24 protein-coding genes and 1 pseudogene are annotated in these 24,317 nt (G+C 59.5%); 18 read left to right on the forward strand and 7 right to left on the reverse strand.

What is annotated here, in order from left to right:
- Positions 1-86: 86 nt before the first annotated feature.
- Positions 87-875: a DUF3750 domain-containing protein gene (locus NDJ10_RS07920; RefSeq protein WP_296160883.1), complete on the reverse strand. Its 789-nt coding sequence runs from the start codon at positions 873-875 to the stop codon at positions 87-89.
- A 114-nt stretch (positions 876-989) separates the two neighbouring features.
- On the opposite strand from NDJ10_RS07920, the gene NDJ10_RS07925 reads away from it, so the two are divergent.
- Entirely contained in the window at positions 990-1,214 is a 225-nt protein-coding gene (locus NDJ10_RS07925) for a YdcH family protein (protein WP_296160886.1), read from the forward strand.
- A gap of 39 nt (positions 1,215-1,253) precedes the next feature.
- Here the strand turns inward: NDJ10_RS07925 and NDJ10_RS07930 are convergent, their stop codons facing one another.
- Together NDJ10_RS07930 and NDJ10_RS07935 are read right to left on the reverse strand one after the other, a co-directional pair.
- Positions 1,254-1,790 carry a flavin reductase family protein gene (locus NDJ10_RS07930; protein WP_296160887.1) on the reverse strand — a complete coding sequence of 179 codons (537 nt, stop codon included), beginning with the start codon at positions 1,788-1,790 and terminating at the stop codon, positions 1,254-1,256.
- A 144-nt stretch (positions 1,791-1,934) separates the two neighbouring features.
- Positions 1,935-2,855, reverse strand: coding sequence for a helix-turn-helix domain-containing protein (locus NDJ10_RS07935; RefSeq protein ID WP_296160889.1), 921 nt, complete (start codon positions 2,853-2,855; stop codon positions 1,935-1,937).
- Between the two features lie 109 nt (positions 2,856-2,964).
- Between NDJ10_RS07935 and NDJ10_RS07940 the strand changes: the two genes are divergently transcribed.
- The 7 genes from NDJ10_RS07940 to NDJ10_RS07970 are packed head-to-tail and all read left to right on the forward strand — an operon-like array spanning position 2,965 to position 11,157.
- On the forward strand, positions 2,965-3,801 hold the full coding sequence (locus NDJ10_RS07940) for an SDR family oxidoreductase (protein ID WP_296160890.1): 837 nt from the start codon (positions 2,965-2,967) through the stop codon (positions 3,799-3,801).
- Positions 3,798-5,423 carry an AMP-binding protein gene (locus NDJ10_RS07945; RefSeq protein ID WP_296160892.1) on the forward strand — a complete coding sequence of 542 codons (1,626 nt, stop codon included), beginning with the start codon at positions 3,798-3,800 and terminating at the stop codon, positions 5,421-5,423. Before NDJ10_RS07940 ends, NDJ10_RS07945 begins: the two co-directional genes overlap by 4 nt.
- Positions 5,416-6,174, forward strand: a complete 759-nt coding sequence (locus tag NDJ10_RS07950; protein WP_296160894.1) for an enoyl-CoA hydratase/isomerase family protein — start codon at positions 5,416-5,418, stop codon at positions 6,172-6,174. The genes NDJ10_RS07945 and NDJ10_RS07950 overlap by 8 nt, the downstream gene beginning before the upstream one ends.
- Positions 6,175-6,216: 42 nt before the next feature.
- Entirely contained in the window at positions 6,217-7,353 is a 1,137-nt protein-coding gene (locus NDJ10_RS07955) for an acyl-CoA dehydrogenase family protein (protein ID WP_296160941.1), read from the forward strand.
- 38 nt (positions 7,354-7,391) lie between these two features.
- Positions 7,392-8,210 (forward strand): enoyl-CoA hydratase/isomerase family protein, encoded by an 819-nt coding sequence (locus tag NDJ10_RS07960; protein ID WP_296160896.1) that lies wholly within the window; start codon positions 7,392-7,394, stop codon positions 8,208-8,210.
- Positions 8,207-10,261, forward strand: a complete 2,055-nt coding sequence (locus tag NDJ10_RS07965) for an NADPH-dependent 2,4-dienoyl-CoA reductase (protein WP_296160898.1) — start codon at positions 8,207-8,209, stop codon at positions 10,259-10,261. The genes NDJ10_RS07960 and NDJ10_RS07965 overlap by 4 nt, the downstream gene beginning before the upstream one ends.
- Before the next feature lie 5 nt (positions 10,262-10,266).
- Positions 10,267-11,157, forward strand: coding sequence for a DMT family transporter (locus NDJ10_RS07970; protein ID WP_296160900.1), 891 nt, complete (start codon positions 10,267-10,269; stop codon positions 11,155-11,157).
- A 23-nt stretch (positions 11,158-11,180) separates the two neighbouring features.
- On the opposite strand, the gene NDJ10_RS07975 is transcribed toward NDJ10_RS07970, so the two are convergent.
- The 3 genes from NDJ10_RS07975 to badH are packed head-to-tail and all read right to left on the reverse strand — an operon-like array spanning position 11,181 to position 13,946.
- A complete protein-coding gene (locus NDJ10_RS07975) occupies positions 11,181-12,332 on the reverse strand; it encodes an acyl-CoA dehydrogenase family protein (protein ID WP_296160902.1) in 1,152 nt (383 codons plus the stop codon).
- Between the two features lie 18 nt (positions 12,333-12,350).
- Positions 12,351-13,142 (reverse strand): 2-ketocyclohexanecarboxyl-CoA hydrolase, encoded by a 792-nt coding sequence (gene badI / locus NDJ10_RS07980; RefSeq protein ID WP_296160943.1) that lies wholly within the window; start codon positions 13,140-13,142, stop codon positions 12,351-12,353.
- Positions 13,143-13,178: 36 nt separating this feature from the next.
- Entirely contained in the window at positions 13,179-13,946 is a 768-nt protein-coding gene (gene badH / locus NDJ10_RS07985; protein WP_296160908.1) for a 2-hydroxycyclohexanecarboxyl-CoA dehydrogenase, read from the reverse strand.
- 90 nt (positions 13,947-14,036) lie between these two features.
- On the opposite strand from badH, the gene NDJ10_RS07990 reads away from it, so the two are divergent.
- On the forward strand, positions 14,037-14,507 hold the full coding sequence (locus tag NDJ10_RS07990; RefSeq protein WP_296160910.1) for a MarR family transcriptional regulator: 471 nt from the start codon (positions 14,037-14,039) through the stop codon (positions 14,505-14,507).
- Here the strand turns inward: NDJ10_RS07990 and aliB are convergent.
- A complete protein-coding gene (gene aliB / locus NDJ10_RS07995; protein WP_296160912.1) occupies positions 14,504-15,652 on the reverse strand; it encodes a cyclohexanecarboxyl-CoA dehydrogenase in 1,149 nt (382 codons plus the stop codon). The two genes, NDJ10_RS07990 and aliB, sit on opposite strands and share 4 nt — an antisense overlap.
- A 276-nt stretch (positions 15,653-15,928) precedes the next feature.
- On the opposite strand from aliB, the gene aliA reads away from it, so the two are divergent.
- The 9 genes and pseudogenes from aliA to NDJ10_RS08040 all read left to right on the forward strand — a co-directional run.
- A complete protein-coding gene (aliA, locus tag NDJ10_RS08000; protein WP_296160914.1) occupies positions 15,929-17,551 on the forward strand; it encodes a cyclohexanecarboxylate-CoA ligase in 1,623 nt (540 codons plus the stop codon).
- An 18-nt stretch (positions 17,552-17,569) separates the two neighbouring features.
- Positions 17,570-18,385 carry an SDR family oxidoreductase gene (locus NDJ10_RS08005; protein WP_296160916.1) on the forward strand — a complete coding sequence of 272 codons (816 nt, stop codon included), beginning with the start codon at positions 17,570-17,572 and terminating at the stop codon, positions 18,383-18,385.
- A gap of 31 nt (positions 18,386-18,416) precedes the next feature.
- Complete coding sequence (locus tag NDJ10_RS08010) at positions 18,417-19,268, forward strand: branched-chain amino acid ABC transporter permease (RefSeq protein WP_296160918.1); 852 nt, start codon at positions 18,417-18,419, stop codon at positions 19,266-19,268.
- A gap of 12 nt (positions 19,269-19,280) precedes the next feature.
- Positions 19,281-20,258, forward strand: coding sequence for a branched-chain amino acid ABC transporter permease (locus tag NDJ10_RS08015; protein WP_296160921.1), 978 nt, complete (start codon positions 19,281-19,283; stop codon positions 20,256-20,258).
- Positions 20,259-20,990 carry an ABC transporter ATP-binding protein gene (locus NDJ10_RS08020; RefSeq protein WP_296160924.1) on the forward strand — a complete coding sequence of 244 codons (732 nt, stop codon included), beginning with the start codon at positions 20,259-20,261 and terminating at the stop codon, positions 20,988-20,990.
- Entirely contained in the window at positions 20,987-21,691 is a 705-nt protein-coding gene (locus NDJ10_RS08025) for an ABC transporter ATP-binding protein (RefSeq protein WP_296160926.1), read from the forward strand. Before NDJ10_RS08020 ends, NDJ10_RS08025 begins: the two co-directional genes overlap by 4 nt.
- A gap of 66 nt (positions 21,692-21,757) precedes the next feature.
- Entirely contained in the window at positions 21,758-22,945 is a 1,188-nt protein-coding gene (locus NDJ10_RS08030; RefSeq protein WP_296160928.1) for an ABC transporter substrate-binding protein, read from the forward strand.
- A 67-nt stretch (positions 22,946-23,012) separates the two neighbouring features.
- Positions 23,013-24,188: an acyl-CoA dehydrogenase gene (locus NDJ10_RS08035; RefSeq protein ID WP_296160930.1), complete on the forward strand. Its 1,176-nt coding sequence runs from the start codon at positions 23,013-23,015 to the stop codon at positions 24,186-24,188.
- A 19-nt stretch (positions 24,189-24,207) separates the two neighbouring features.
- Positions 24,208-24,317: pseudogene (locus tag NDJ10_RS08040) on the forward strand (electron transfer flavoprotein subunit beta/FixA family protein); the annotation flags it as partial.

Here is a 24,317-nt window from a genome sequence, read left to right on the forward strand (position 1 = left end):
AACTATTCTCATTGTACAACACTAAAAACTGCTTGTCAGCATGACCGCCGTAGCAAGAACCGTTCGCCCGGATCAATGGCAAAAATTCAAGGGCTGGAATCCCCCGCACCCGATTCGCTCGTGTCATTGAGGCCCAGCCGGCCGACAAAAGGCAAACGCAGGCCCGGACGGTTGATGTCCAGGCCGAAGTTCAAGCCGAGCAGGTTGATCTCGACCCCCTCCTGCAAGCCCACGCTCAACCCAAGCAGGCCGAGCAACGAAGCCTGGACCCCGACTCCTGTAGCGGAAACGCCGAGCGCACGAGTCAGGGGCCGGTAGTCCTTGCCGATGGCATTGGCAGGCAGATCGAGTTTCAGCGCAGGCACTTCGCGGCCGATGTGTGCCAGAAAGGTGTTGCTGTTCGGCCCGGGATAGCTGCGGTAATCATCGGCGTGGGGATAGCTGGCAATGGCGGCCTCGATGGCCGGGACCATGGCCTGTGCGGCCTCGCCCCGGTGGTCGACCAGCAGGCTCGGCCGGCGACCATACCAAAGCCCGTCCGGCAGCGCGTAATTGCGCTGTACCACCTGCGGTGCGCGCCAACCGACCACGTCATAGCGGGTGTAGGCGGTCTCACCAGCGCGCTTGTAGATGATCCACGGGTGAACCGCAAAAGTGCCTCGCCAGCCATAGGTCGGGGCGGCATAGACTTGAACGATGGCCACACTGGCCAGTTGCTCAGGGTCGGGCGCAATACCAGCCGAATGGCGTGCGGCATCACGCCAACTGCGCTGCCCTTCATCAGGGATGGAAGCCACGGTTTGCGCCAGGCTCAGACTGAAAGACAGGCCGAGCAGCGCGAGCAAGCCCAGTGCAATACGAGTGGAATTTGTCATGCTGTCACTTTAGCTTACATTGATACAAAATTGATTACAGCCAATGGCGCGTGCTTGTTAGACTGCGCACCTGCACCCTATTTGCGCAGCCCCGGTCATTTTGAAGGAGTACCGATGTTTCCTGAATACCGCGATCAAATTGCCCAATTGAAGCTCGCCGATCTCAATTTTGTGCGCCTGTACGAAAAGCACAACGCACTCGACCAGACCATCAGGCACATGGAGGCGCACATCGAACCCGGCACGCATGAAGAAATTGAACAGCTGAAAAAAGAAAAGCTCCTGATCAAGGATGCGCTCTACAACATCCTCAAGAAAGCCGACACCATCAAGGATTGATACCGCCGCCTGAAGCCAGCGCCAGACGTTTCAGGCACACTACCGCATCCTGGATGGCAACTTGATCGTCCCGCCGGCCAACATGAAAACCCCGTTGCCCTGGTGATGCAGCGTTTTGGGGTTTTTGCACGCAGGATCAAGCCAGGCCTTGACAACCTCCAGGACGAAAAAGTTGTAGCGATTCATGAAGCGCTTGTCGAACACCCTGCATTCCAGATTGGCATAACACTCGGCCATCAGTGGGGCGCCCACCAACTCGGCCTTCATGGGTGTCAGACCAAAAGTCTGAAATTTATCAACTTGATCGCCATGGGTGTTACCACAACCTGTCACCTGGGTTGCCAGTTCGACCGTGGGAATGCTGAGCACACATTGCCCGGTTGCCTTGAGCGCCTTGAAGCTGAAGTCATTGCCGCTCACCACGCAACCCACCAGCGGCGGCTCGAATTCCATCATGGTGTGCCATGACAGGGGCATCGTGTTGATCCTGCCCTTGTGCGACGTGCTGAGCAGCACAACAGGCCCCGGTTCGATCAGCCCATAGACCCTGGACAGCGGGTAAGAGCGCATGGCCATTGGTTCGCCTCCGTTGATGTCATCCGTTGATGTCATCCGTTGCACGGTAGCATGTGGCCGTGCCATCTGCATTGACAAAAGCCGGTCATGAATTCAGTTTTTGAAGATGGCATCCAAGCCCTGTTTTGAACAACAAGTTTCCATCTATTCACCCATGCCGGCTCTCACAGGCGTGAGCATCGTTGCCATGGCCTTCGCTCTGAACTCTCGTGGACTCAAGGCCGTGTGCTTGCGAAAAAACCGGCAAAAATAGGCCTCATCGGCAAAGCCCAATGCATGGGCTGTCTGTTTGATGCTGTTGCCGGTATAGACCAACAAGCGCTGGGCTTCATGGATCACGCGCGCATTGACGATGTCAAGGCCTGACATCCCCAGCACCTCGCGGCACAAACGCGAAAGTTGTCCGGGCGTGATGCCCAACTGTCCGGCGTAGTCGGTGATGGGCAGATGCTTCTTGAAGTTTTCATCGACCATGCTGCGAAATTTCTCAATTTGGCTGTACTTGCGCGAATGGACGTTTGTCACGGAGACTTCATTGATACGCGTCAGTCGCGCCATCTGGATGCAGATCGCAGCCAGCAGTGCCATGCCTGCCGTCGACTGGCCCACCGCCTGAAGATGCGTCTCGCGTTCGACCGCCAAAAACAGAGGCATCAAGGTTCCGGCATGGTCGCTGGCTGCGTCCAAGACAAAAACGGCGGGTTTGCGCAGCTTGCTCAACAGTTCTGGACTGGCCACACCCACCAAGGACTCCAAGGGCCGTTGCGCAGCGGTGATGACAGGGCCGTCCACATCCTCCGAAAAATTGAAACCATGCACGGTTTGTGCCGGAATCCACATCAAACAAGGTGCTTTGAAGAAGGTCCTGGAATGGTCAATCGATACCTCGCCAGACCCCTGTGTCAGATACAGAATCTGAATCAGTGCATCGTGTTTATGAGGTCTTATTTTCCAGTTATAAGGACGGGAACGCTGCGGAATCCACTCAAAGTCAAACCAGCTTTGCCAGCCGGGCTGGGCTTGCACACCGTACAGCGAGTAATTAGGGATAACCCTTATCGTCAAGATTAATCCTTTTAAAGACGCACGAATTGTGCTGTACCTGGCATGAATCGTCAACCCGTATGCAGCCTGCTGCGCCAACAATCCTCCCATCCACTTCTGAGGAGACGACATGAAACCAAAAAACACAAAAAACCAGGAAAACCCAGTGCAAACCCTGCCCATGCGCGTGCTGGTCACAGGCGCGAGTCGCGGCATTGGGCGTGCGATCTGCCTGCGCCTGGCCAGCCAGGGCGCCGAGATTGCCGCCTGCGGGTCAGCCCACGCCGATGAGCTGGACGCCGTCATTGCAGAGGCGGCCAAACAGGGCGGCCGGGTGGTGCCGCTGCTTGGCAATCTGGCCGATCCGGCAACACCAGCCCTGCTGGTCGAACAGGCCGTGGCGACGTTTGGTGGACTGGACGCGGTGGTGTCCAACGCCGGTGTGTCTCGCCCTTCCACTTTGGCCAAGCTTGAAACCGAAGACTGGGACTACTTAATGGCCGTCAACACACGAGCCCCTTGGCTGCTGGCCAAGGCAGCGTACTCCGCGCTGCGGAAAAGCCGCGGCAGCTTTGTCTCGGTGGCATCAATGTCAGGGGTGCAGCCCTACCCGGGCATGGGAGCTTACAGCCCGAGCAAAGCTGCCGTGCTGATGCTGGTGCGCACGCTGGCACAGGAGTGGGCGACAGACGGTATCCGGGTCAACGCGGTGTCGCCGGGCCTGATTCACACCTCGTTGACGGCCAAGGTGTACGCCGATGCCCCGACCAAGGTCGCCCGTGAAGCGCTGGTACCGCTGCACCGCATTGGCGACCCGGATGCTGACATCGCCGGGCTGGTGGCGTTTCTGATCGGGCCAGATGCGGCTTATGTCACCGGCCAAAACCTGCTCGCCGATGGCGGGCTGATGGACGCCGTGCACGGCCTGATTCCCGGTCGCCCGGCCACTGAGAGGCAAGCGTCATGATTCACCTGCAACCACCTCTTGCCGCACGCGAGCGTTATTACCAGGCTGGCTACTGGCAAGACCAGTCGCTGGGCCAACTGATCGCGGCCAGCGTGGCCGTCCATCCCGACAAAACTGCAGTAGCGGACGCATCGGGTCACCACATCAGCTACCGCGAGCTTGAGGACAAAGCGGCCCGCTTCGCCGGATTTTTGAAGGCGCGTGGGGTTGGCTTGGGCGACGTGGTCACCATGCACCTGCCCAATTGGTGGCAGACCGCTGTAGTGACTTTTGCCGCCTTCAAGCTGGGCGCGGTGATCAACCCCTTGCCGCCCACCTATGGTTGGAAAGATCTGGCGTTCATCATGAACAAAAGCCACGCCAAGGCAGTGATCGTGCCGGGCCGGTTTCGCAGCGTGGACTACACCGAGCACCTCCTGCGCATTGCGCCCGAACTGACCGTGTTGCCCACCATTGTGGTGATCGGGGATGGCAACGCCAAGATTGGCACCAACTTTGACGAGGCCTTGTGCGGTTCGCCGTTGGCGCAAGACCACTATGCAGCGGCGGACGACGCTGCTCTGCTGCTGTTCACCTCGGGTTCGGAGTCCAAGCCCAAAGGTGTGGTGCACACCCACAACACCGCCATTTATGGTGAGCGTGCTTTGTCAGGCACCTTGGCGCTGAATGACCGCGATGTGTGTTTCATGGCTTCACCGGTCACGCACACCAGCGGGTTCATGCATGGTATTTTGATGACGCTGATGACCGGAGCCAGCGTGTCGCTGCTCGATATATTCAAGGGTGACACGGCGGTGGACCAGATGATTGCCAGCCGCGCCACCTGGACCATGGGCGCCACACCGTTTCTGAGTGATGTGGTGGACAGCATGGAAAAGAGTGGCAAGCGCCTGCCCGACCTGCGTTATTTCTTGTGTGGTGGCGCACCCATCCCTGAAGTGCTGGTACGGCGCGCCCACACGCTGGGAGTGCGTGTGATGAGCATTTATGGCTCGACCGAAAGTCCGCCGCACACGGTGACCTGGCCGGCAGATCCGATTGAAGCCGCCTGGCAATTCGACGGCCGCGCCTTACCAGGTGTGGAAGTCTGCGCGGTGGACGAAAACGGTCAGGCGTTACCGCCAGGCCAGCAAGGCGAGCAATGGTCACGCGGACCCCATGCCTTCATCGGTTATCTGGGCGAGCCGGAATTGACCGCCAAGGCACTGGATGCCGAGGGCTGGTACCACTCGGGCGATCTGGCTAAAGTAGGCCCGCAAAGTAGCGTGCGCATTGTCGGGCGCATCAAGGACATGATCATCCGCGGCGGACAAAACATCTCGGCCCGCGAAATCGAAGACATTCTGCTCGAACACCCGGCCTGCCAATCGGTGGCGGTGATCGGCTTGCCGGATGGGCGCCTGGGCGAACTGGGCTGCGCGGTGGTGGTGTGTCACCCAGGCAAGACACTGGTGTTTGACGAGATGAAACAATTCCTCATCCAGCGTGGAGTGGCGCGCTTCAAGCTGCCGGAATACCTGGTGCTGCGCGATGCCCTGCCCGCGACCCCCAGCGGAAAAATCCAGAAATTCAAATTACGCGAAGAACTGAAAACCCTCAATGGAACAAACACCCATGTTTAAAGTTGAAGACCTCGGCGCCGTGGTCCGCGTCACCCTGCAGCGCGCACCGGTGAATGCCATCAGCACCGAATTTATTGCCGGTTTCATGCAGGTGCTGGACGGCCTAAGCGCCAAAAAAGACCTCACCGTGCTGCACCTGCGCAGCGACCAAAAAGCCTTCTGCGCCGGTGCTGACCTGGCACAGGTGCAAAGCTGCTTTGCCATCGACAACGGGGCCGATGTGATGCGTGAAAACATCACGCATTTTCATGCGCTGTTTGACCGCCTTGAAGCCTTGCCCTGTGTGACTTTGGCAGAAATTGGCGGTAGCGCACTGGGTGGCGGATTTGAGTTGGCGCTGAGCTGTGACCTGCGCATGGCATCGACCAGTGCCAAGCTCGGTTTGCCGGAAGCCAAGCTCGGACTGATCCCCGGCGCCGGTGGCACACAGCGCCTGACACGTTTGTGTGGGCCGGGCACGGCCGCCCGCATCATACTTGGCTGCGATGTCGTGGACGGCGCCACCGCCTGCCAATTGGGCATGGTGCAGTGGGCCGTTGCCCCGGCTGATCTGGCACAGGAAGCCGAAAAGCTGGCGCAGCGCATCGCGGCCCAATCCGCACCCGCACTGCAAGTGGCCAAACGCTGCATCGCCCAAGCGGGCAAACTGGCCGCCGACGGGTTTGAAGCCGAACTCAATGGCATCCACACCCTGGTAACCACGGTGGAAGCCAAAACCCGTATTCAGGCATTTCTTGCCCCACGTGCTTAAACGATTGCGCCCAGGCGTTTCACATCAGGAGACACCATGACCATCCTCACCCGCAACATTTTCAGCCCGGACCACGAAGCATTTCGTGACTCCGCCCGCAAGTTTTTTGAACAGGAAGTGGCACCTTTTCACAGCGACTGGGAAGAGGCTGGCGTGGCCCCGCGCGAGATCTGGCAAAAAGCAGGCCTTGAGGGGTTTCTTTGCACCACCTTGCCCGAGTCCTGTGGTGGCAGTGGGGCCGACCGCCTCTTTGCCGCGATCCTGATCGAGGAACAGGCCCGGCTTGGATTGTCCGGCCCAGGCTTCTCGACACATTCCGACATCGTTGCGCCCTACATCGTCAACTACGGCACTGACGAACAAAAGCAAACTTGGCTGCCGGCCATGGCGCGTGGTGAGTTAATTGGTGCCATTGTGATGACCGAGCCCAGCGCGGGCAGCGATTTGCGTGCCATGCGTACCACCGCCATCCGCCAGGGTGACGCGTGGATTCTGAACGGACAAAAAACCTTCATCACCAATGGCCAGTGCGCCGATATCCTGGTGGTGGCGGCCAAATCGAGCAAAGACCCCGATTGCAAGGATTTGACCCTGTGGGTGGTCGAGGCCGCCGCACCGGGTGTGACCCGCGGCCAGAATTTCAAGAAAATCGGCATGAAGGCGCAAGACACCTGCGAGCTTTATTTTGACAACGTGGTGCTGACCCAGCGCAACATGCTGGGTGAGGAGAACAAGGGGTTTGGTCTGTTGGCCAAGGAGCTGGCGTGGGAGCGGCTGCAAATTGCGGTCGGTGCCGTCGCCACCTGCGAGGCCGCGCTGCAATGGACGGTGGACTACACGCGCCAGCGCAAGGCGTTTGGCACCTTGATTGCCGACTACCAGAACACCCGTTTTCGCCTGGCCGAAATCAAGACCGAGATCGAGATTGCCCGAACCTTTGTCGACCGCTGCCTGAGCGAGGTCTGTGATGACAAGCTGGACAAGGCGGTCGCCGCCATGGCCAAGTATTGGTGCACCGAACTGATGGGCCGGGTGCTGGACCAGTGCCTGCAATTGCACGGGGGTTATGGCTACATGTGGGAATACCCGATTGCCCGCGCCTATGCCGATGCCCGTGTGCACCGCATTTACGGTGGCTCCAACGAGATCATGCGCGAGCTGATCGCCCGCACGCTCTGAGGATATCGTCAATGGAAAATTCATTGGAAAACTTTGTTATGACCCAAGCTCAATCACCTGCTGCCAAGCCATGGCGTTTTATCCAAATCGAGCGCGAAGGCGCGGTTGAATGGCTCAGCCTGGCCCGGCCTGACAACTTCAACGCGCTCAACCTGGCGCTGACCCAGGAGCTGTACGACTACTTTGGCGGCCTGCCCGAGCGGACCGATGTGCGGGTGGTGGTCATGCGCGGATTGGGGCGCCATTTTTGCGCGGGTTATGACCTGGAAGATGTGGACCAATTGACGGTGTCGATCGACCAGGCGCTGCGCCTGCAGCGTCAACTCTCTGGTGTGGTGCTGCGCATGCGTCGCTGTCCACAGCCCGTGGTGGGCTTGTTGCAGGGCGCGGCCTGCGGCGGCGGCTTTGCCCTGGCGCTGGGTTGTGATGTGCGGTTTGCCGCCCCGAACGTCCGCATGAATGTGGCCATGGCCAAAATCGGCCTCACAGGTTGCGACATGGGCATCAGCTATTTCCTGCCACGGGCCGTTGGTCCGGCGGTTGCCGCAGAGCTGATGTACACCGGCCGCTTTGTCAACGCAGAACGCGCCTTGCGCATGGGTCTGGTCAATGAGGTGGTGCCGGAAGAAAAACTCGCGGAGATCGCCAATGAACTCGTGCAGGAGATGCTGGCCATGTCACCGGTCGGTTTGCGCCTGACCAAGGACGGCCTGGCCATGGCGCAGGAAACCAGTAACCTCGCCACCGTCATGGCGCTGGAAGACCGTGGCCAGGCCATGTGTTTTGAGGCCTTCATGAAAGAAGGGGTGGCTGCCTTCCGCGAAAAACGCGCGCCCAACTACGGAGCCGGCGAATGACCAACACGCCCCAAACCAGTCACACCAGCTACCCGCGACTGCTGTCGCCGCTGGCAGTGCGCAACCTGACCTTGCGCAACCGCATGGTCATGGGTGCGATGCACACGCGCCTGGAAAGCATGGACCGTCCGGTTGAGCGCATCAAGGCGTTCTACCGGGCCCGCGCAGAGGGCGAAATCGGCCTCATCATCACCGGCGGCATTTCGCCCAACAGGGCCGGCCGCATGGAAGACGATGCCCCTGCCATGACGGCAGATGCCGACCTGGACTGGCACCGTGCCATCGTCGATGCCGTGCGTGGCACCGACACCCAGGTCTGCATGCAGCTCCTGCACGCGGGCCGCTACGCCAAGTTTGAGGGCTGCGTGGGCCCCGGCACGCTGCGTGCACGCATCAACAAGTTCACACCACGCGCGCTGAGCACACAGGAGGTCCGGGACACCATCGCCGACTATGCACGGGCCGCAGTGATGGCCCGCGATCTCGGCTACCACGCGGTGGAGATCATGGGGTCGGAAGGCTATCTGATCAACGAGTTCACTGCGCCGTGCACCAACGACCGTTCCGATGCATTCGGCGGTGACTTTGAAGGCCGCATCCGTTTTCCCATCGAAATCATCCAGGCCGTGCGGCAGGCGGTGGGACCGGACTTTGCCATCATCTACCGCATCTCGGCGCTGGACCTGGTTGAAGGCGGCATGACAGGCGACGAAACGCTGGAACTGGCGCGACGCGTTGTGACGGCAGGGGCCGACATTCTCAACACCGGCATTGGCTGGCACGAATCTGACGTGCCCACCGTGTCGCACAACGTGCCGCGCGCCGGCTGGGCCTACGCGGTGCGCCGGATCAAGGCGGCAGTGACGATCCCGGTGATGGCCTCCAACCGCATCAACGAGCCGGCAGTGGCCGAATCCATTCTGGCATCCGGCCAAGCCGATCTGGTGTCGATGGCACGCCCCCTGCTGGCCGACCCCGACTTTGCCCGCAAGACGCGACTGGGGCAGGCCCAGCGCATCAACACCTGCATCGCCTGCAACCAGGCCTGTCTTGACAACATCTTCAAGCATAAGACGGCCACCTGTCTGGTCAATCCGCGCGCGGGCCGCGAGCTGGACTGGGTGACGCATCCGGCATCCTTGCCCAAGCGCATCGCAGTGGTGGGGGCAGGGGCTGCGGGTATGAATTTCGCATTCAACGCCGCCGAGCGCGGCCATCAGGTGACCCTCTTCGAAGCGGGTTCCGAGCCAGGCGGACAGCTGTGCCTGGCTCGCAATGTGCCCGGCAAGACGGAATTCGACGAGATGCTGCGTTACTTCCGTGGGCGACTGACCGAGGAAAAAGTAGACCTCCGGCTGGACTGCGCGGTGACAGCCGAGCAACTTGCCAGTGGGAACTTCGACGAAGTCGTGCTGGCCACCGGCGTCCGGCCACGCCAACCCGATCTCCCCGGCGTCCATCGGTCCGATGTGCTGCGGTATGACCAGGTATTGTCAGGTGCACCAGTGGGCGAGCGCGTGGTCATCATCGGTGCCGGGGCCATAGCCTACGACATGGTGGAATTCTTGCTGGGCGACGCCCCGCACACACCACCGGCGCTGGCCGATTTCGCAATGGAATACGGCTTGGACATCAGCGCACAATCTGCGGGTGGCCGCAGTCCCAGGCCAGAACGCCTGGCTGCGCGCCGCCAAGTGACGGTGTTGCAGCGCAGTGAGCGGCGCCCGGGCGCCTCGCTTGCCGTGACCACCGGCTGGATACGGCGCGACAAGGTGCTGCGCTTCGGCGTGCCGATTCTCACGGGCGTGACGACCCATCGCATAGACGATGCAGGCCTGCACTACACCACGCTGGACGGCAAGCTGGCCACCCTGCCCTTCGACACGGTCATTCTCTGCGCCGGGCAAGAGCCGGTGCGCGAGCTTGAGGCACAGTTGCACCGCACTGCGCCAGGTCTGCCGGTACATGTCATCGGCGGCGCCGACAACGCCGCGGAGCTTGACGCCAGGCGCGCCATCGAGCAGGCCAGCCGCCTGGCGCTCGCGATTTAAGCTTGATGACTTTCTGGCGATCACGGCTGGCTGGCGGCATTGCCCTGATCGTGCTGGCGGCGCTGTCGTTTGCCAGTCTGGACACCAGCACCAAATACGCGACCCAGCTGATTCCGGTGTTGATGTTGCTGTGGTTCAGGTATGTTTTCCAGGCCATCACCACACTGGCCCTGCGTTATCCGGCACAGAAATGGCAACTGCTGCATACCCGCAATCCAAGCTTTCAGGTCTTGCGCGGTGTGCTGTTGCTGATCACCACGGCCTGCTCCTTTTTTGGCTTGCAGTATTTGCCAGTGGGCGAATTCACCGCCATGATGATGTTGTCGCCATTGGTGGCCACGGCAATGTCTGCCTGGTTTCTCAAAACACATGTGGCACGCTTGCGCTGGTGGCTGATGTCGGGCGGCTTGATCGGAGTGCTGCTGGTGGTTCGCCCTGGCGGACAAGTGTTTGGCTGGGCGCTGGTGTTTCCGGTCGGACTGGTGGCCAGCTACGCCTGGTTTCAGGTGCTCACCAGCCGATTGAGTGGTGAAGAAAACCCCTACACCACCCACTTTTACACGGGACTGGTCGGTGCCGTGGTGATGAGCCCGGTGATGTTGTTCGTCAGTTGGAAGCCAGACCTTTTGCTGACCTATTGGCACTGGTTTCTGCTGGTCGGGTTTTTGGGCACCTTTGGCCACCTGATGTTGATCCGTGCCTACATGCGCGCCTCGGCCCCGGTGCTGACACCTTATCTTTATACCCAGATCGGCTTTGCCACCCTGGGCGGCTGGCTGGTATTCAGCCACGTGCCCGATCTCTTGACCTGGATCGGCATTGCCATCATTGCGGCCAGCGGAATTGGCAATACGCTGCTGTCGATGGTTGAGAGTCGAAGGCAAGTCTCGCCATGATGTTGTCGGACCAGCGTGGCAATTCAGTTCCTATTTTCACGCAATAGGTTACGCGCAATGACGATCTGCTGAATCTGGGTAGTGCCTTCATAAATACGGAACAAGCGCACATCGCGGTAAAAGCGCTCAATGCCGTACTCGACCAGATAACCCGCACCGCCAAAAATCTGCACCGCGCGGTCGGCCACACGACCACACATCTCGGACGCAAACATCTTGGCGCAGGCGGCCTCTGTACCAACATTGCGGCCTTCGTCACGCTTGCGGGCTGCATCCAGAACCATACAGCGGGCGGCGTAAATGTCGGCATGGCTGTCAGCCAGCATGGCCTGGATCAGTTGGAACTCACCAATCGCCTTGCCAAACTGCTTGCGCTCGCGGGCGTAGCGCAGCGCATCCTGCAAAATCCGTTCGGCAGCGCCCACGCTGGCAGCGGCAATGTTCAGGCGCCCCTTGTCAAGCACCTTCATGGCGGTCTTGAAGCCCACGCCTTCCTTGCCGCCAATCAGGTTCGCAGCCGGAATACGTACGTTGTCAAAAATCACGTCACAGGTATGCGCGCCTTTTTGCCCCATCTTCTTGTCAATCGGACCCAACAACACGCCAGGCGTACCTTTTTCAACGACAAAGGCTGAAATACCCTCTGCACCCTTGGCCTGTGAGGTGCGGGCCATCACGGTGAAAATTCCAGCCTCCGGCGCGTTGGTGATGTAGCGTTTGGTGCCGTTGATGACGTAAAAATCGCCATCCTTCAAGGCCGTCGTACGCAAACTGGCGGCATCCGAGCCGCTGTCGGGTTCGGTCAGGGCAAACGAACCAATGATCTCACCGGTGGCAATCTTGGGCAGGTAATACTGCTTTTGCGCCTCGGTACCATCGATCACGATGCCCTGCGCACCGATGCCGTTGTTGGTGGCAAACAGTGAGCGAAAAGCGGGGGAGGTTTTGGCCACTTCAAAGCCGGCCAAAACCTCTTCTTCCATGGTCAAGCCCATGCCACCGTAGATTTCCGGAATGGACATGCCAAAGAGACCCATTTCCTTCATGTCCTGCACGATATCGTCAGGGATCTGGTCCGTTTCTGCCACATGGGCTTCTTGCGGCACCAGCTTCTCGCGCACAAAGCGACCGATGGTGTCGAGCAAAAGGGTGAGGGTTTCTGGGTCTCTGATCATGATGTTTCCCCTGGTGAATTACTTGACGTACTTGCGGAATTCAGGTTTGCGTTTTTCGCGGAAGGCATTGCCCCCTTCGGCCGATTCCGGGCTTTCGTAATACAGCTTGAGTGCATGCATCGCCAAGCCGCCCATGCCGCGAATCATTTCGGTGTCGACATTGAAAGATTTTTTGGCCAGTGCAATCGCCGTCGGGCTCTTCTCGACGATCTCAAGACACCACTTGCGCACTTCAGCATCCAACTGATCAGCAGGCACGACCGCATTGACCAGGCCCATGGCCAGTGCTTCCTGTGCGGTGTAGCGACGGCACAGGTACCAGATTTCGCGGGCTTTCTTTTCGCCGACGACGCGTGCCAGCAAGGCGGTGCCAAAGCCGGGATCGACCGAACCGACGCGTGGTCCGGCCTGACCGAGTTGCGCGTTTTCAGAGGCGATGGCCAGGTCGCAAATGGTGACCAGCACGTTGCCGCCGCCGATGGCGAAACCGTTGACGCGGGCAATCACGGGCTTGTTGCAGTCGCGGATGGCGCTTTGCATTTCTTCGACCGGCAGGCCGATGACACCGCGGCCGCCGTAGCCGCCGTCCTGCGTGCCCTGGTCACCACCGGTGCAAAAGGCCTTTTCGCCGGCACCGGTCAACACCACCACGCCGATGCTGCGGTCGTGATCAGCGTCCTTGAAGGCGTGGATCAGCTCTTCGCAGGTATTGGCCGTGAAGGCGTTATAGGCTTTGGGCCGATTGATGGTGATGGTGGCGATGCCGTCAGCCTTGGTGTAGAGGATGTCGGTATAGATGGGGGTTGTCATTTCCATTTTGATTCCTTGGTTGAGTGGATTGAAGGATTAGCCGACCATGGTCAGGCCGCCGGAGACGCTGATCACTTGACCGGTGATGAAGGCCGCATCGTCGCTGCCGAAGAAGACGATGGCGTTGGCCAGATCGTCAGGCTGGCCCAGACGTCCCAGGGGAATGGCGCTGCGGAAGGCTTCAATCAGCTTGGCGGGATCGCGCGCGCCTTCGGCCACGCCGGACAGCAAGGCGGTGTCGGTCGGTCCGGGGCACACCACGTTCACCGTGATGCTCTGGCGGGCATGTTCACGCGCCAGCGTCTTGGACAGGGCCACCAGACCGCCCTTACAAGCGGAATAGACGGCTTCGCCGGAGGAGCCGCCGCGTGCCGCGTCCGAGGCCACGTTGACAATACGTCCATACTTGCGCTCGGCCATGCCGGGTAGGACCGCGTGCAGCATGTGCAGCGCGCCGGTCAGGTTGATGGCAATCAGCTTGTCCCACTCGGACGGGACGGTCTTGACAAAAGGCTTGAATACATCCCAGCCAGCGTTGTTCACCAGCACGTCAATGGAGCCAAGTTGCGCTTCGGTGGCGGCCACGGCAGCGTCGACCTCGGCACGGTTGGTGATGTCACACTTGAAGGCGGCAGCGTTGCCGCCTGCGGCCGTGATGCCGTCCACCACCTTTTGGGCGGACTCCAGGTTCATGTCGAACACGGCCACTTTGGCGCCTTCAGATGCAAACCTGCTGCAGGTCGCCCCGCCAATGCCGCCACCGCCACCGGTTACCAAAACCACTTTGTCTTTCAATCCACGCATTTCTTTTCTCCTTTTAAAAACTTAAAAATTTGTTTATCGCTGGTGAGCCATCGCTTACGATCACCACTGTCCTGATTGCCGAAACGTCCCATGCCTGATCTGAGCACCGCGAAAAACCACGCCATTCACGAAATCAACAACCGCCTGTTCTTTCGTCTGTTTCAAGTCGCCAACACCCTGCACACCAAAGGCACGCAGGCGGTTGAGGAACTTGGCGTGACGACACAACAGTGGTCGGTGCTGGGTGCGCTGTCGCGGCCGCAGGTGAAAGACGGCATGTCGATTGGTGACCTGTCGCGCTTTTTGCTGGTGAGCCGCCAAAACCTGACCGGCCTGCTGTCGCGCCTGGAGCGTGACGGCCTGATCGAGCGCGCGACCAGCGAGGACGACCGCCGCTCGCGCAAAGTCAAGCTGAGCGCGCAGGGCCAGATCCTCTGGACCAGGCTGCAGGAGCCCATCCACAACTTCTACAACGAAGCCTTGAAAGACCTGTCGTTCGATGATCGGCTGGCGTTTATCCATTACTTCACCAAGTTGCAAACCAACATGTCCAGGCTTTAAGTCAGGCGCATGCCTGACTTTTCACGCGCGATGATCATCTTCATGATGTTCGCGGTGCCGTCGCCAATCTGCAGGCCAAGCACATCCCGGTAGCGCTGGGCAAAGGCGTAGTCGCTGGCGTAACCGCCATGACCGTGCGTCAGCAGACACTGGTGAATGATTTCGCAGGACAGCTTGGGGCCCCACCATTTGCACATCGCGGCTTCTGCCGTGTGCGGTTTGCCGTTGTCCTTGAGCCACAAGGTGCGCAGGCAGTGCCAACGTAGCGATTCCACATAGGTCTCGGCTTCGGCCAGCGGAAAGCTGACCCCTTGCCGTTCGATGATGGGCAGCCCAAAAGTCTCACGGCCTTTGGCGTATTCCCAACTTTCATCAAGCGAGGCACGCGCCACACCCATGCATTGCAGGCCAATCAGCGCGCGGCTGTAGTCAAAGCCCTGCATCACCTGAATAAAACCTTTGCCCTCGTCACCCAGCATGTGGTCGGCGGGCACACGCACATTGTCAAAAAAGATGGAGCCGCGACCAACAGCGCGTGTTCCCACATCGTCAAATGCGGTGCGGGTCAGGCCGAGCAAGTCCATCGGCACCAGAAACGCACTGATGCCCTTGGCGCCGTCTTTGTCAGTGCCGGTGCGAGCAAACACCACCGCCACGTCCGACTGGTCGGCCAGTGAAATCGAGGTTTTTTCACCGCTGATGACAAAGTGATCGCCATCGCGCACTGCTTTGAGTTTCAGTCGGGCGGCGTCGGAGCCGGCACCAGGCTCGGTCAAGGCAATCGCAACGAGTTTGTCGCCCGCCAGGATGGGTTTGAGCCAACGCGCCTTCAGGTATTCCTGCGCATGGGTGGCAATGATTTGGCCGCACAACGATGTCAGGAGGTTGACATACGACATATTGAAATCGCCATAAGCGATCTGCTCCAGCAGCAGACCACTGGTGACACAGTCCACACCCAGTCCACCGTAAGCCTCGGGCAGTTCCGGCCCGAGAAAGCCCATGTCACCCATGGCCTTGATCATGGTGCGATCAATACGGCCGGATTTGTCACCTGCTTTATAGCCGGGGGCCAGCTTCTGTGTGGCAAAACGGCGGGCACTGTCTACCAGAGCCTGCTGGTCGTCACTGAGGTTGAAGTCCACTGCAATCTCCTTTTTTGTTTCGGTTCTTGTAGTTTATGGATAAACGCCAAAGCATGTCAACATATTTACTTAAAATATTTTACAAAAACTTAGATCATCGCCTTGAATAAGTTATTACTTGCTGTTTTTATTAGGGAAATCCCTAGGAAGGGAATACCATAATTTTTACAAAAATCACTTGTAAAAATTCATATATGGCAATACATTGTCTGAACTTGTCAATTTCAGTATGCTAATAACCTGCGTGCCGACCCTAATAACCAAAGGAGCATCTCCGTGCAATTCGATCCTGTTTTAATTCATCCCCGCAAGACCGCCATGACAGCGGCAGGCTTCTGGCGCGACCAGACCATCAACCATTTCATGGCGCAGGCACTGCAAAACTGTCCTGACCACCCGGCAGTGGTGGCCTACCGCAGTGACGCAGCCACGCCGATGCGCCTGAGCTACAAGGCGCTGGACCAGCAGGTGGATCGCATCGCGCGCGGTCTGGTCGCACTTGGCGTGGGCCACAGCGATGTGGTGAGCTGGCAGCTGCCCAACTGGTGGGAGTTCATTGCGCTCTCACTGGCCTGCGCGCGCATTGGTGCCGTGGCGAATCCGATCATGCCGATCTTCCGCCAGCGCGAACTCAAGTTCATGCTCGACTTTGGCGAGACCAAGGTTTTCATCGTGCCCAAAAGCTACAAGGGGTTTGACTATGAAGCCATGGTCAACGGCATGCGCAATGACTTGCCCTTTCTGCAGCACCTGGTGGTGCTGGGTGGTGAGGGTGCCAACAGTTTCGAGGCCCTGCTGCAGCGCGACGACACACCGGCACTCACCGGCCCTGGCCTGGCACCCGATGACGTGCTGCTGCTGATGTACACCTCGGGCACCACGGGTGAGCCCAAAGGTGTGATGCACACCTCCAACACACTGTTTGCCAACCTGCATGGCTTCATTGAAGCCTATGACCTGACGCAAAAAGACGTGATCCTGGGTGCTTCGCCCATGGCGCACCTGACCGGTTTTGGCTATCTGGCGATGATCCCGCTGATTTTGAACGCCACCACCGTGCTACAAGACATCTGGGAGCCCAAGCAGGCGCTGGAACTCATTCGTGATGAAGGCATCACGTTCAGCATGGCCTCCAGTCCGTTTGTGGTGGACATGTGCAACGCCGCTGAGGCGGGAAGTCCGGTGTCGCCCCGGTTTGCCAACTTCTGCTGCGCCGGCGCACCCATTCCGCCGGTGCTGATCGAGCGCGCCCGTCGGGTATTGGGTCTGGCGGTCAGCTCCGCCTGGGGCATGACTGAATGTGGTGCCGTGACCATCACCGAGCCCACGCGTACCGATGAAAAATCTGGCAGCACCGATGGGCGTGCGTTGTCCGGTATTGAGCTGAAAGTGGTGGATGCAGACGGCCAGCCCTTACCCACCGGTCAAACCGGCAACCTGTTGGTACGTGGCAACTCCCTGTTTGCCGGTTACCTGAAGCGCCCGCACCTGAATGCCACCGACGCCGACGGTTGGTTTGACACCGGCGACATGGCTTTTCTGGACGACGAAGGCTATGTCCGCATCAACGGCCGCAGCAAGGACATCATCATTCGCGGGGGTGAAAACATCCCGGTCATGGAAATTGAAAACCTGCTTTACAAGCACCCAGCCGTGGCCATGGTCGCCATTGTGGGCTACCCGGATGCTCGTTTGGGTGAGAAAGCCTGCGCCTTTGTCACCGTCAAACCCGGGCACAGCTTCTCGATGGAGGAAATGAGCCGCTACCTGTCAGAAAACCAGGTGACGCGCCAATACCATCCCGAGCGACTGGAGCTGATGGAAGAAATGCCCAAAACACCCAGTGGCAAGCTGCAAAAGTTCAAGCTGCGCGAATCGGCAAAAACATTTGCGCAATGAAAAACATTGAGAACAACCATGTATGAACGGATGAACAAGGTGGCTGTGGTCACCGGTGCCGCCAATGGCATTGGTTGGGCCACTGCACAAAGATGGGCACAGGAGGGCTACCAGGTTGCGCTGCTGGACATGAGCAGCGAAGCCGTCCTGGCGCGCGCCAATGAACTGGGGCAGCCGCACATCGGCCTGGCGTGTGACGTGACCAGCGAATCAAGTGTGACTGCGGCCATTACGGCCGTGATGTCAAACTTTGGCCGCATCGACACCCTGGTCAACAACGCCGGTATTGGCGACCAGACTGGCGCTACCGTGATGCAGAACGTCGAGGCGTTCGATCGGGTGCTGGCGGTTCACCTGCGTGGCACCTTTCTGATGAGCCAGGCCGTTGCACGGGTCATGCTTGCGGCAACACCTGATGCCACCGGCGCGCGCGGCAGCATGGTCAATCTTGGCTCCATTGCCAGCAGCATCGGCCTGCCTGCACGCAATGCCTACAGCGCGGCCAAGGCTGGCATTGTGGGCATGACACGTGCCATGGCGAGTGAATGGGCACGCGCGGGCATCCGCGTCAACGCGGTGGCACCGGGTTATGTGCGCACGGCCTTGATCAACGAGCTGGAGCGCAAAGGCGCGCTGGATGCCAAGGGCATCGCGCACCGGACCCCACTCGGGAGAATGGCCGACCCGGCAGAAATTGCCGAAGCCATTGTTTTTCTTGGCTCGGGCAGGGCCAGTTACATCACCGGAGCGGTGCTGCCCGTCGATGGTGGCTGGACCGCTTTTGGCGCCCCGGAAGGCACGCTACAGCCCGTGGCAGAGCCAGCTTGCGCCTGAGCCATTTCATACAAAAACAAGGAGACACACTGTGTTGACCATCAATATATTCAACGGCCTGGTTTACGGCGCATTACTGATCGTGATGTGCTCTGGCCTGGCCTTGATCTACGGCTTGCGCCGTGTCGTGAATTTTGCGCACGGCTCGCTTTACATGCTGGGGGCCTATCTGGGCTACACGATCGCCGGCTACAGCAACTTCTGGGTGGCATTGGTGGCAGCCCCGGCCATCATGGCCGTTTTGGGTGTGCTGTTGGACCGTTACGGTTTTAGGCTGCTGCAGGACCGCGACCCCTTGAGCGTGGTGCTGGTCACTTTCGGCCTGTTGCTGATCATCGAAGACTTTGTGCAGAGCGTCTGGGGGAAGAGCAACTTTTCGATGGCGGCGCCAGAGCTGCTCAACGTCACGGTGGACTTGTTCGGCACACCGGTGCCAGCTTATCGCATCGCAGTGATTGGTGTGGGTGCCCTGGTCGCCCTGGGTTTGAGTCTTTGGCTGCGCTACTCCAAGATCGGCCTGTTTGTGCGGGCTTCCAGTACCGACCCCACCACCACGGCCATGCAGGGCGTGAATACCGACGTGCTGAGCGCCGGTGTGGTGGGTCTGGGCACCGCGTTGGCCGGATTGGCCGGTGTGGTCGCAGCACCGTTCCTGTCCTTGTCACCGACCATGAGCAGCGACGTGATCATCGACTCCTTTGTGGTGGTGGTGATCGGCGGACTGGGCTCGCTGGCCGGTGCCTTTGTGGCGGCGATGGTGCTGGGGATGATCCAGGCGGTGGGTGCGGTGTATTTGCCGGACATTGCCGCCATGCTTCCCTTTGCGCTGATGATCGCCATCCTGATCTGGAAACCCGCCGGTCTGGCCGGAAGCCGTACTTAAGAAGGTAACCCAATGTCTATTCAACGAATCAGTCTGAGCACTGCCATTGCCCTGGGTGTGGGTGTGGCTGTAACCCTTGGCAGCTCGGCCAATCTGTTGTCCCTGCTGACCCAGGCCATCATCTCTGCCGTGTTTGCCATCGGTGTCGGTCTGCTGCTGCGCCAAAACGGCATGGTCAGTTTTGGCCACGCCTTGTTCTTTGGCTCTGCTGGCTACTTCATTGGCATCATGCTGCAACTCAAGGTGATGCCAGCCGAAGCTGCCATTCTGGTCACCCTGCTGGTCTTGACATTGACGGCCTTTGTCATGGGCCTGGTGATCGTTCGGGTGCCGGGTATAGCCTTTGGCATGTTGACACTGGCCATTGGCCAGATGTTCTACCTGACCGCCTCGCGTTCACGCGGCCTCACCGGCGGCGCAGATGGCATGAGCATTGACTGGCCCTCCACGTTATTTGGCGTACCGATGTCAATATTGGTCAAACCGGACAGGATGTTTTTGATCTCCTGGGTGACACTGGTGCTGGTGTTGCTGTTGCTGGCGCTGCTGCTGCGTACACGTTTTGGCAGCATCACCGAAGCCGTCCGCGACAACGAGGAACGCGCCAGGTTCATCGGCATCCGCACCTTGTGGCCAAGGGCGGCGGTCTATGCCTTGTCGGCCACCGTGTCCGGCATAGCCGGCTTGTTGTCTGCCCTGAACACGGGTTTTATCTCACCGGAAAACCTGCACTGGAGCCTGTCGGGTGTGACGCTGATGATGGTGGTGGTGGGCGGTTACAAGGTGTTGTGGGGCCCGGCCCTGGGCGCCGTGGTCTACTTTTTGGCGAAAGACATTCTGGGTCACTATGCCAACCACTGGATGACCATCTTCGGCATGATCTTGATTGCAGTCATCGTTTTTTCACCAACCGGCATTGCCGGGACTGTGGCGAAATTGGTCCGGGGGAAATCTCAACCCGGTACGTTGGTCAAGACTTTGGGGCACTGAATGAACACTTCAGATAACGAACTGGTGCTCGATGCACAGGATGTGGCCATCCACTACGGTGGGGTCAAGGCAGTCGATGGGGTGACATTAAGCCTGCATAAAGGCCAGATTCACGGGTTAATTGGCCCCAACGGCGCCGGCAAGTCGACCGTTATCGACGCCATTACCGGGCGGGTGCCGCTCACGCGTGGCAAGGTCTTGCTGGGTGGTATCGACGTGACCGAGCTGGGGCCAACGCAGCGCAGGCAACGTGGCTTGTCGCGCAGCTTCCAGCGCACCAGTATCTTTGCCCAGATGATGGTGCGTCAGCAGGTCGAACTGGCCTCCTACAAGATGGGCGTGGTCGACTCCGGTGCGGATGCAGATGCCATCCTGCAAGAGCTTGACCTGATGCACTTGACCCATGCCGTGGCCGCAGATTTAGGCTATGGCGAGCAACGCCGCCTCGACTTGGCGCTGGCACTGGTGGGTCGCCCGTCGGTGCTGCTGCTGGACGAACCCATGGCCGGTCTGTCGGTCAAGGAGTCGCACGATCTGGCGAAACACCTGCAGGCCCTAACCTCGCGCTGGGAGGTTTCGGTGCTGCTGGTCGAGCACGACATGGACGTGGTGTTTGGCATCTCTGATGTGGTGACGGTATTTGAATTGGGTCGCGTGATCGCCAATGGCGAGCCCGCCACCGTGCGGGCGGACCCCAGGGTGCGTACCGCTTATCTCGGGAGTGCAGCATGACAGTGTTATTGAAGCTTGAGCAGATCAACGCCTTTTATGGATCGGCACACATCCTGCATGACCTGGATTTGACGGTGAACACCGGCGAGCGGGTGGCGCTGGTGGGCCGCAACGGTGTCGGCAAAACCACCGTGGTCAACACCATTTTGGGGCTGGCGACGATGCGCAGTGGCCAGATTCACCTGGGTTCTTACGCACTCAAAAATCCGCGTCCCTACGTTGCGGCGCAGCACGGCGTCGTTGTGGTACCGCAAGGCCGGCGCATTGTGGCCAATTTGTCGGTTGAAGAGAACCTGCTGCTCGGCGCTGCGGTCGGGCGCAAAGGGCCATGGAACCTGCCCGAGATCTACAAGCTCTTTCCCATTCTGCAAGAGCGCGCCCACACCTCGGGCACGGCGCTCTCGGGCGGCCAGCAGCAGATGCTGGCGGTCGGGCGAGCCCTGATGGCCAACCCCAGTCTGATCCTGCTGGACGAACCCACCGAGGGTCTGGCCCCGGTGATTGTGGACCAGCTGGCCGACATCTTCAACCTGGTCGCAGCCCAAGGCACCGCCTTGTTGCTGATCGAGCAAAACATGAGCCTGGTGGTGCGTGTGGCCGAGCGATATTGCGCCATGGCCAAGGGCGCCGTGGTGGCACAAGGCCGGGTGGAGAACACCCGCGAGAGCCTGGTCGACCTGGAAAACCATGTGATGGTTTGACATTCTTTTTTTGTGTAAGTAGCGGTTGCCGGACCGATTCCGGCCATTCAATCTGGAGACAACAACATGTTCAAAATCAAACCCCTACAGCGCACCTTGATGGCACTGGCCCTTACCTCTGCCCTGCCATTCACGGCTTGGGCCCAGGGCAAGGAGCCGATCAAGGTCGGCCTGGTGTCGTCCAAGTCTGGCGTCTTCGCCGAGCAAGGCGGTGAAGTCATCAACGCCATCAAGTTCGCGATCGAAGAGGCCAATGCCAGGGGCGGTGTCGATGGCCGCAAGGTCGAGCTGTCCGAGGCTGATGACGAGAGCACGCCCGATGCCGGTCGCCGCGTCGCCGAGAAGCTGTCGCGCGACGGCTACAACCTGCTGATCGGCGCGGTGCCATCGTCAATCTCGCTGGCCATCATGCAAAACCTCGACCGCTGGGACGCCGCCTACTTTGTGCAGGCTTCCAAATCCGACAAGATCACCACCGACAGCTGCAAGGCGCGCGCCATCCGCACCAACCACTCGGACGCCATGGACATCGCCATGATCAAGGAGTGGGCCAAGACCATCAAGGGCAATACGTTTGCCACCCTCGGCGCCGACTACGTCTGGGGCCGGGATTCTGCCGAGTCGTTCAAGAAGGCCGTTGAAGCCCAGGGCAAGAAGGTGCCGCTGAGCCTGTACGTGCCACTGGGCACCAAGGACTTCTCGCCCTACCTGGCGCAACTCAAGGCGGCCAACGTGGACGCGATCTGGGTGGCCGAGGTGGGCCGTGACGCCATCGCTTTCATGAAGCAGTCGGCAGAATTCAACCTCAAGACCCCGCTGCTCACCCACGCCATGCTGTCAAACTTCATGATCAATGCGGTCGGCAAGTTTTACGAAGGTGTGCCGGGCAACCTGGGCTACTCGCCGGATCTGGACAACCCGCGCAACAAGGACTTTGTCAAGTCATTCAAGGCCAAGTTCAACCGTTTGCCGACCGACGTGGAAGGCCAGGCCTACAACGGCGTCCAGATCATGTTTGAAGGTGTGAAGCTGGCCAAAAGTGTCAAGCCGGCCGACGTGACCAACGCCTTGCGTCAGAACGTCACGCTCGACACCATCTACGGCAAGGTGGCTTTGCGTGCGGCGGACAACCAACTGGTGCTGCCCAATTACGTGGGTCGTGTCAAAACGGTGGACGGCGCGCTGCGCCAAGTGGTTGAGCAGACCTTTGATGCCTCCCTGACCCCACCGCCATCACCTTTGTGCAAGATGTAATTTGAGCTTGCGTCCTCCCGGGAGGGAGGACTTTTCCTGCATTGCTATTTTCAATCGGAGACCTTTCATGGCCCACGCAACATTCAACTGGCAAGATCCCTTTTTGCTTGATCAGCTACTCAGCGATGACGAACGCGCCGTGCGCGATGCGGCACGCGCCTACTGCCAGGATCGCCTCGCGCCACGGGTGCTGCAGGCATTCCGGCAAGAGAAAACCGATCCGGCCATTTTTCGCGAGATGGGGAAGCTGGGCTTGTTGGGTACCACCATTCCCGAAGCCTATGGTGGCGCCGGCATGAACTATGTCTGTTACGGGCTGGTGGCGCGTGAGGTCGAAGCTGTCGACTCCGGTTACCGCTCCATGATGAGTGTGCAGTCCTCTCTCGTCATGGTGCCCATCAATGAATTTGGTACCGAAGCGCAAAAACAGAAGTACCTGCCCAAACTCGCCACCGGCGAATACATTGGCTGCTTCGGCCTGACCGAGCCTAACCATGGCTCCGATCCGGGCAGCATGATCACGCGTGCCCGCAAAGTGCCGGGCGGCTACCGCCTCACGGGTGCCAAGATGTGGATCACCAACTCACCCATTGCGGACGTCTTTGTGGTCTGGGCCAAAGACGACGAGGGTGCAATTCGCGGCTTCGTGCTGGAAAAAGGCTCGCAGGGTTTGAGCGCACCCGCCATCCACGGCAAGGTAGGCTTGCGCGCCAGCATCACCGGCGAAATCGTGATGGAAGAAGTTTTCTGTCCGGAAGAAAACGCCTTCCCCGATGTGCGCGGACTCAAAGGCCCGTTTACCTGCCTGAATTCCGCCCGTTACGGCATTGCCTGGGGCGCCCTGGGTGCTGCCGAAGACTGCTTTCACCGCGCCCGTCAGTACGTGCTGGATCGCAAACAATTTGGCAAGCCGCTTGCTGCCAACCAGCTGGTGCAGAAAAAACTGGCCGACATGCTAACCGATATCTCACTCGGTTTGCAGGGCTGCCTGCGCTTGGGTCGCATGAAAGACGAAGGTACTGCGGCCGTGGAAATCACCTCAATTCTCAAACGCAACAGCTGTGGCAAGGCACTTGAAATCGCCCGCACCGCGCGCGACATGCTCGGTGGCAATGGCATCAGCGACGAGTTTGGCATTGCCCGCCACATGGTCAACCTCGAGGTCGTCAACACTTACGAAGGCACGCACGATGTGCATGCCCTCATTCTTGGCCGTGCCATCACCGGCATTGCCGCATTCTGACATTTCAGGAGTTTTGAAGATGAAAATTCTGGTCGCAGTCAAACGCGTGGTGGACTACAACGTGAAGGTCCGGGTGAAGACGGACAACACGGGAGTAGACACCGCCAACGTCAAAATGAGCATGAACCC

This window comes from Rhodoferax sp. (assembly GCF_023700745.1).
GTDB lineage: Bacteria > Pseudomonadota > Gammaproteobacteria > Burkholderiales > Burkholderiaceae_C > Rhodoferax.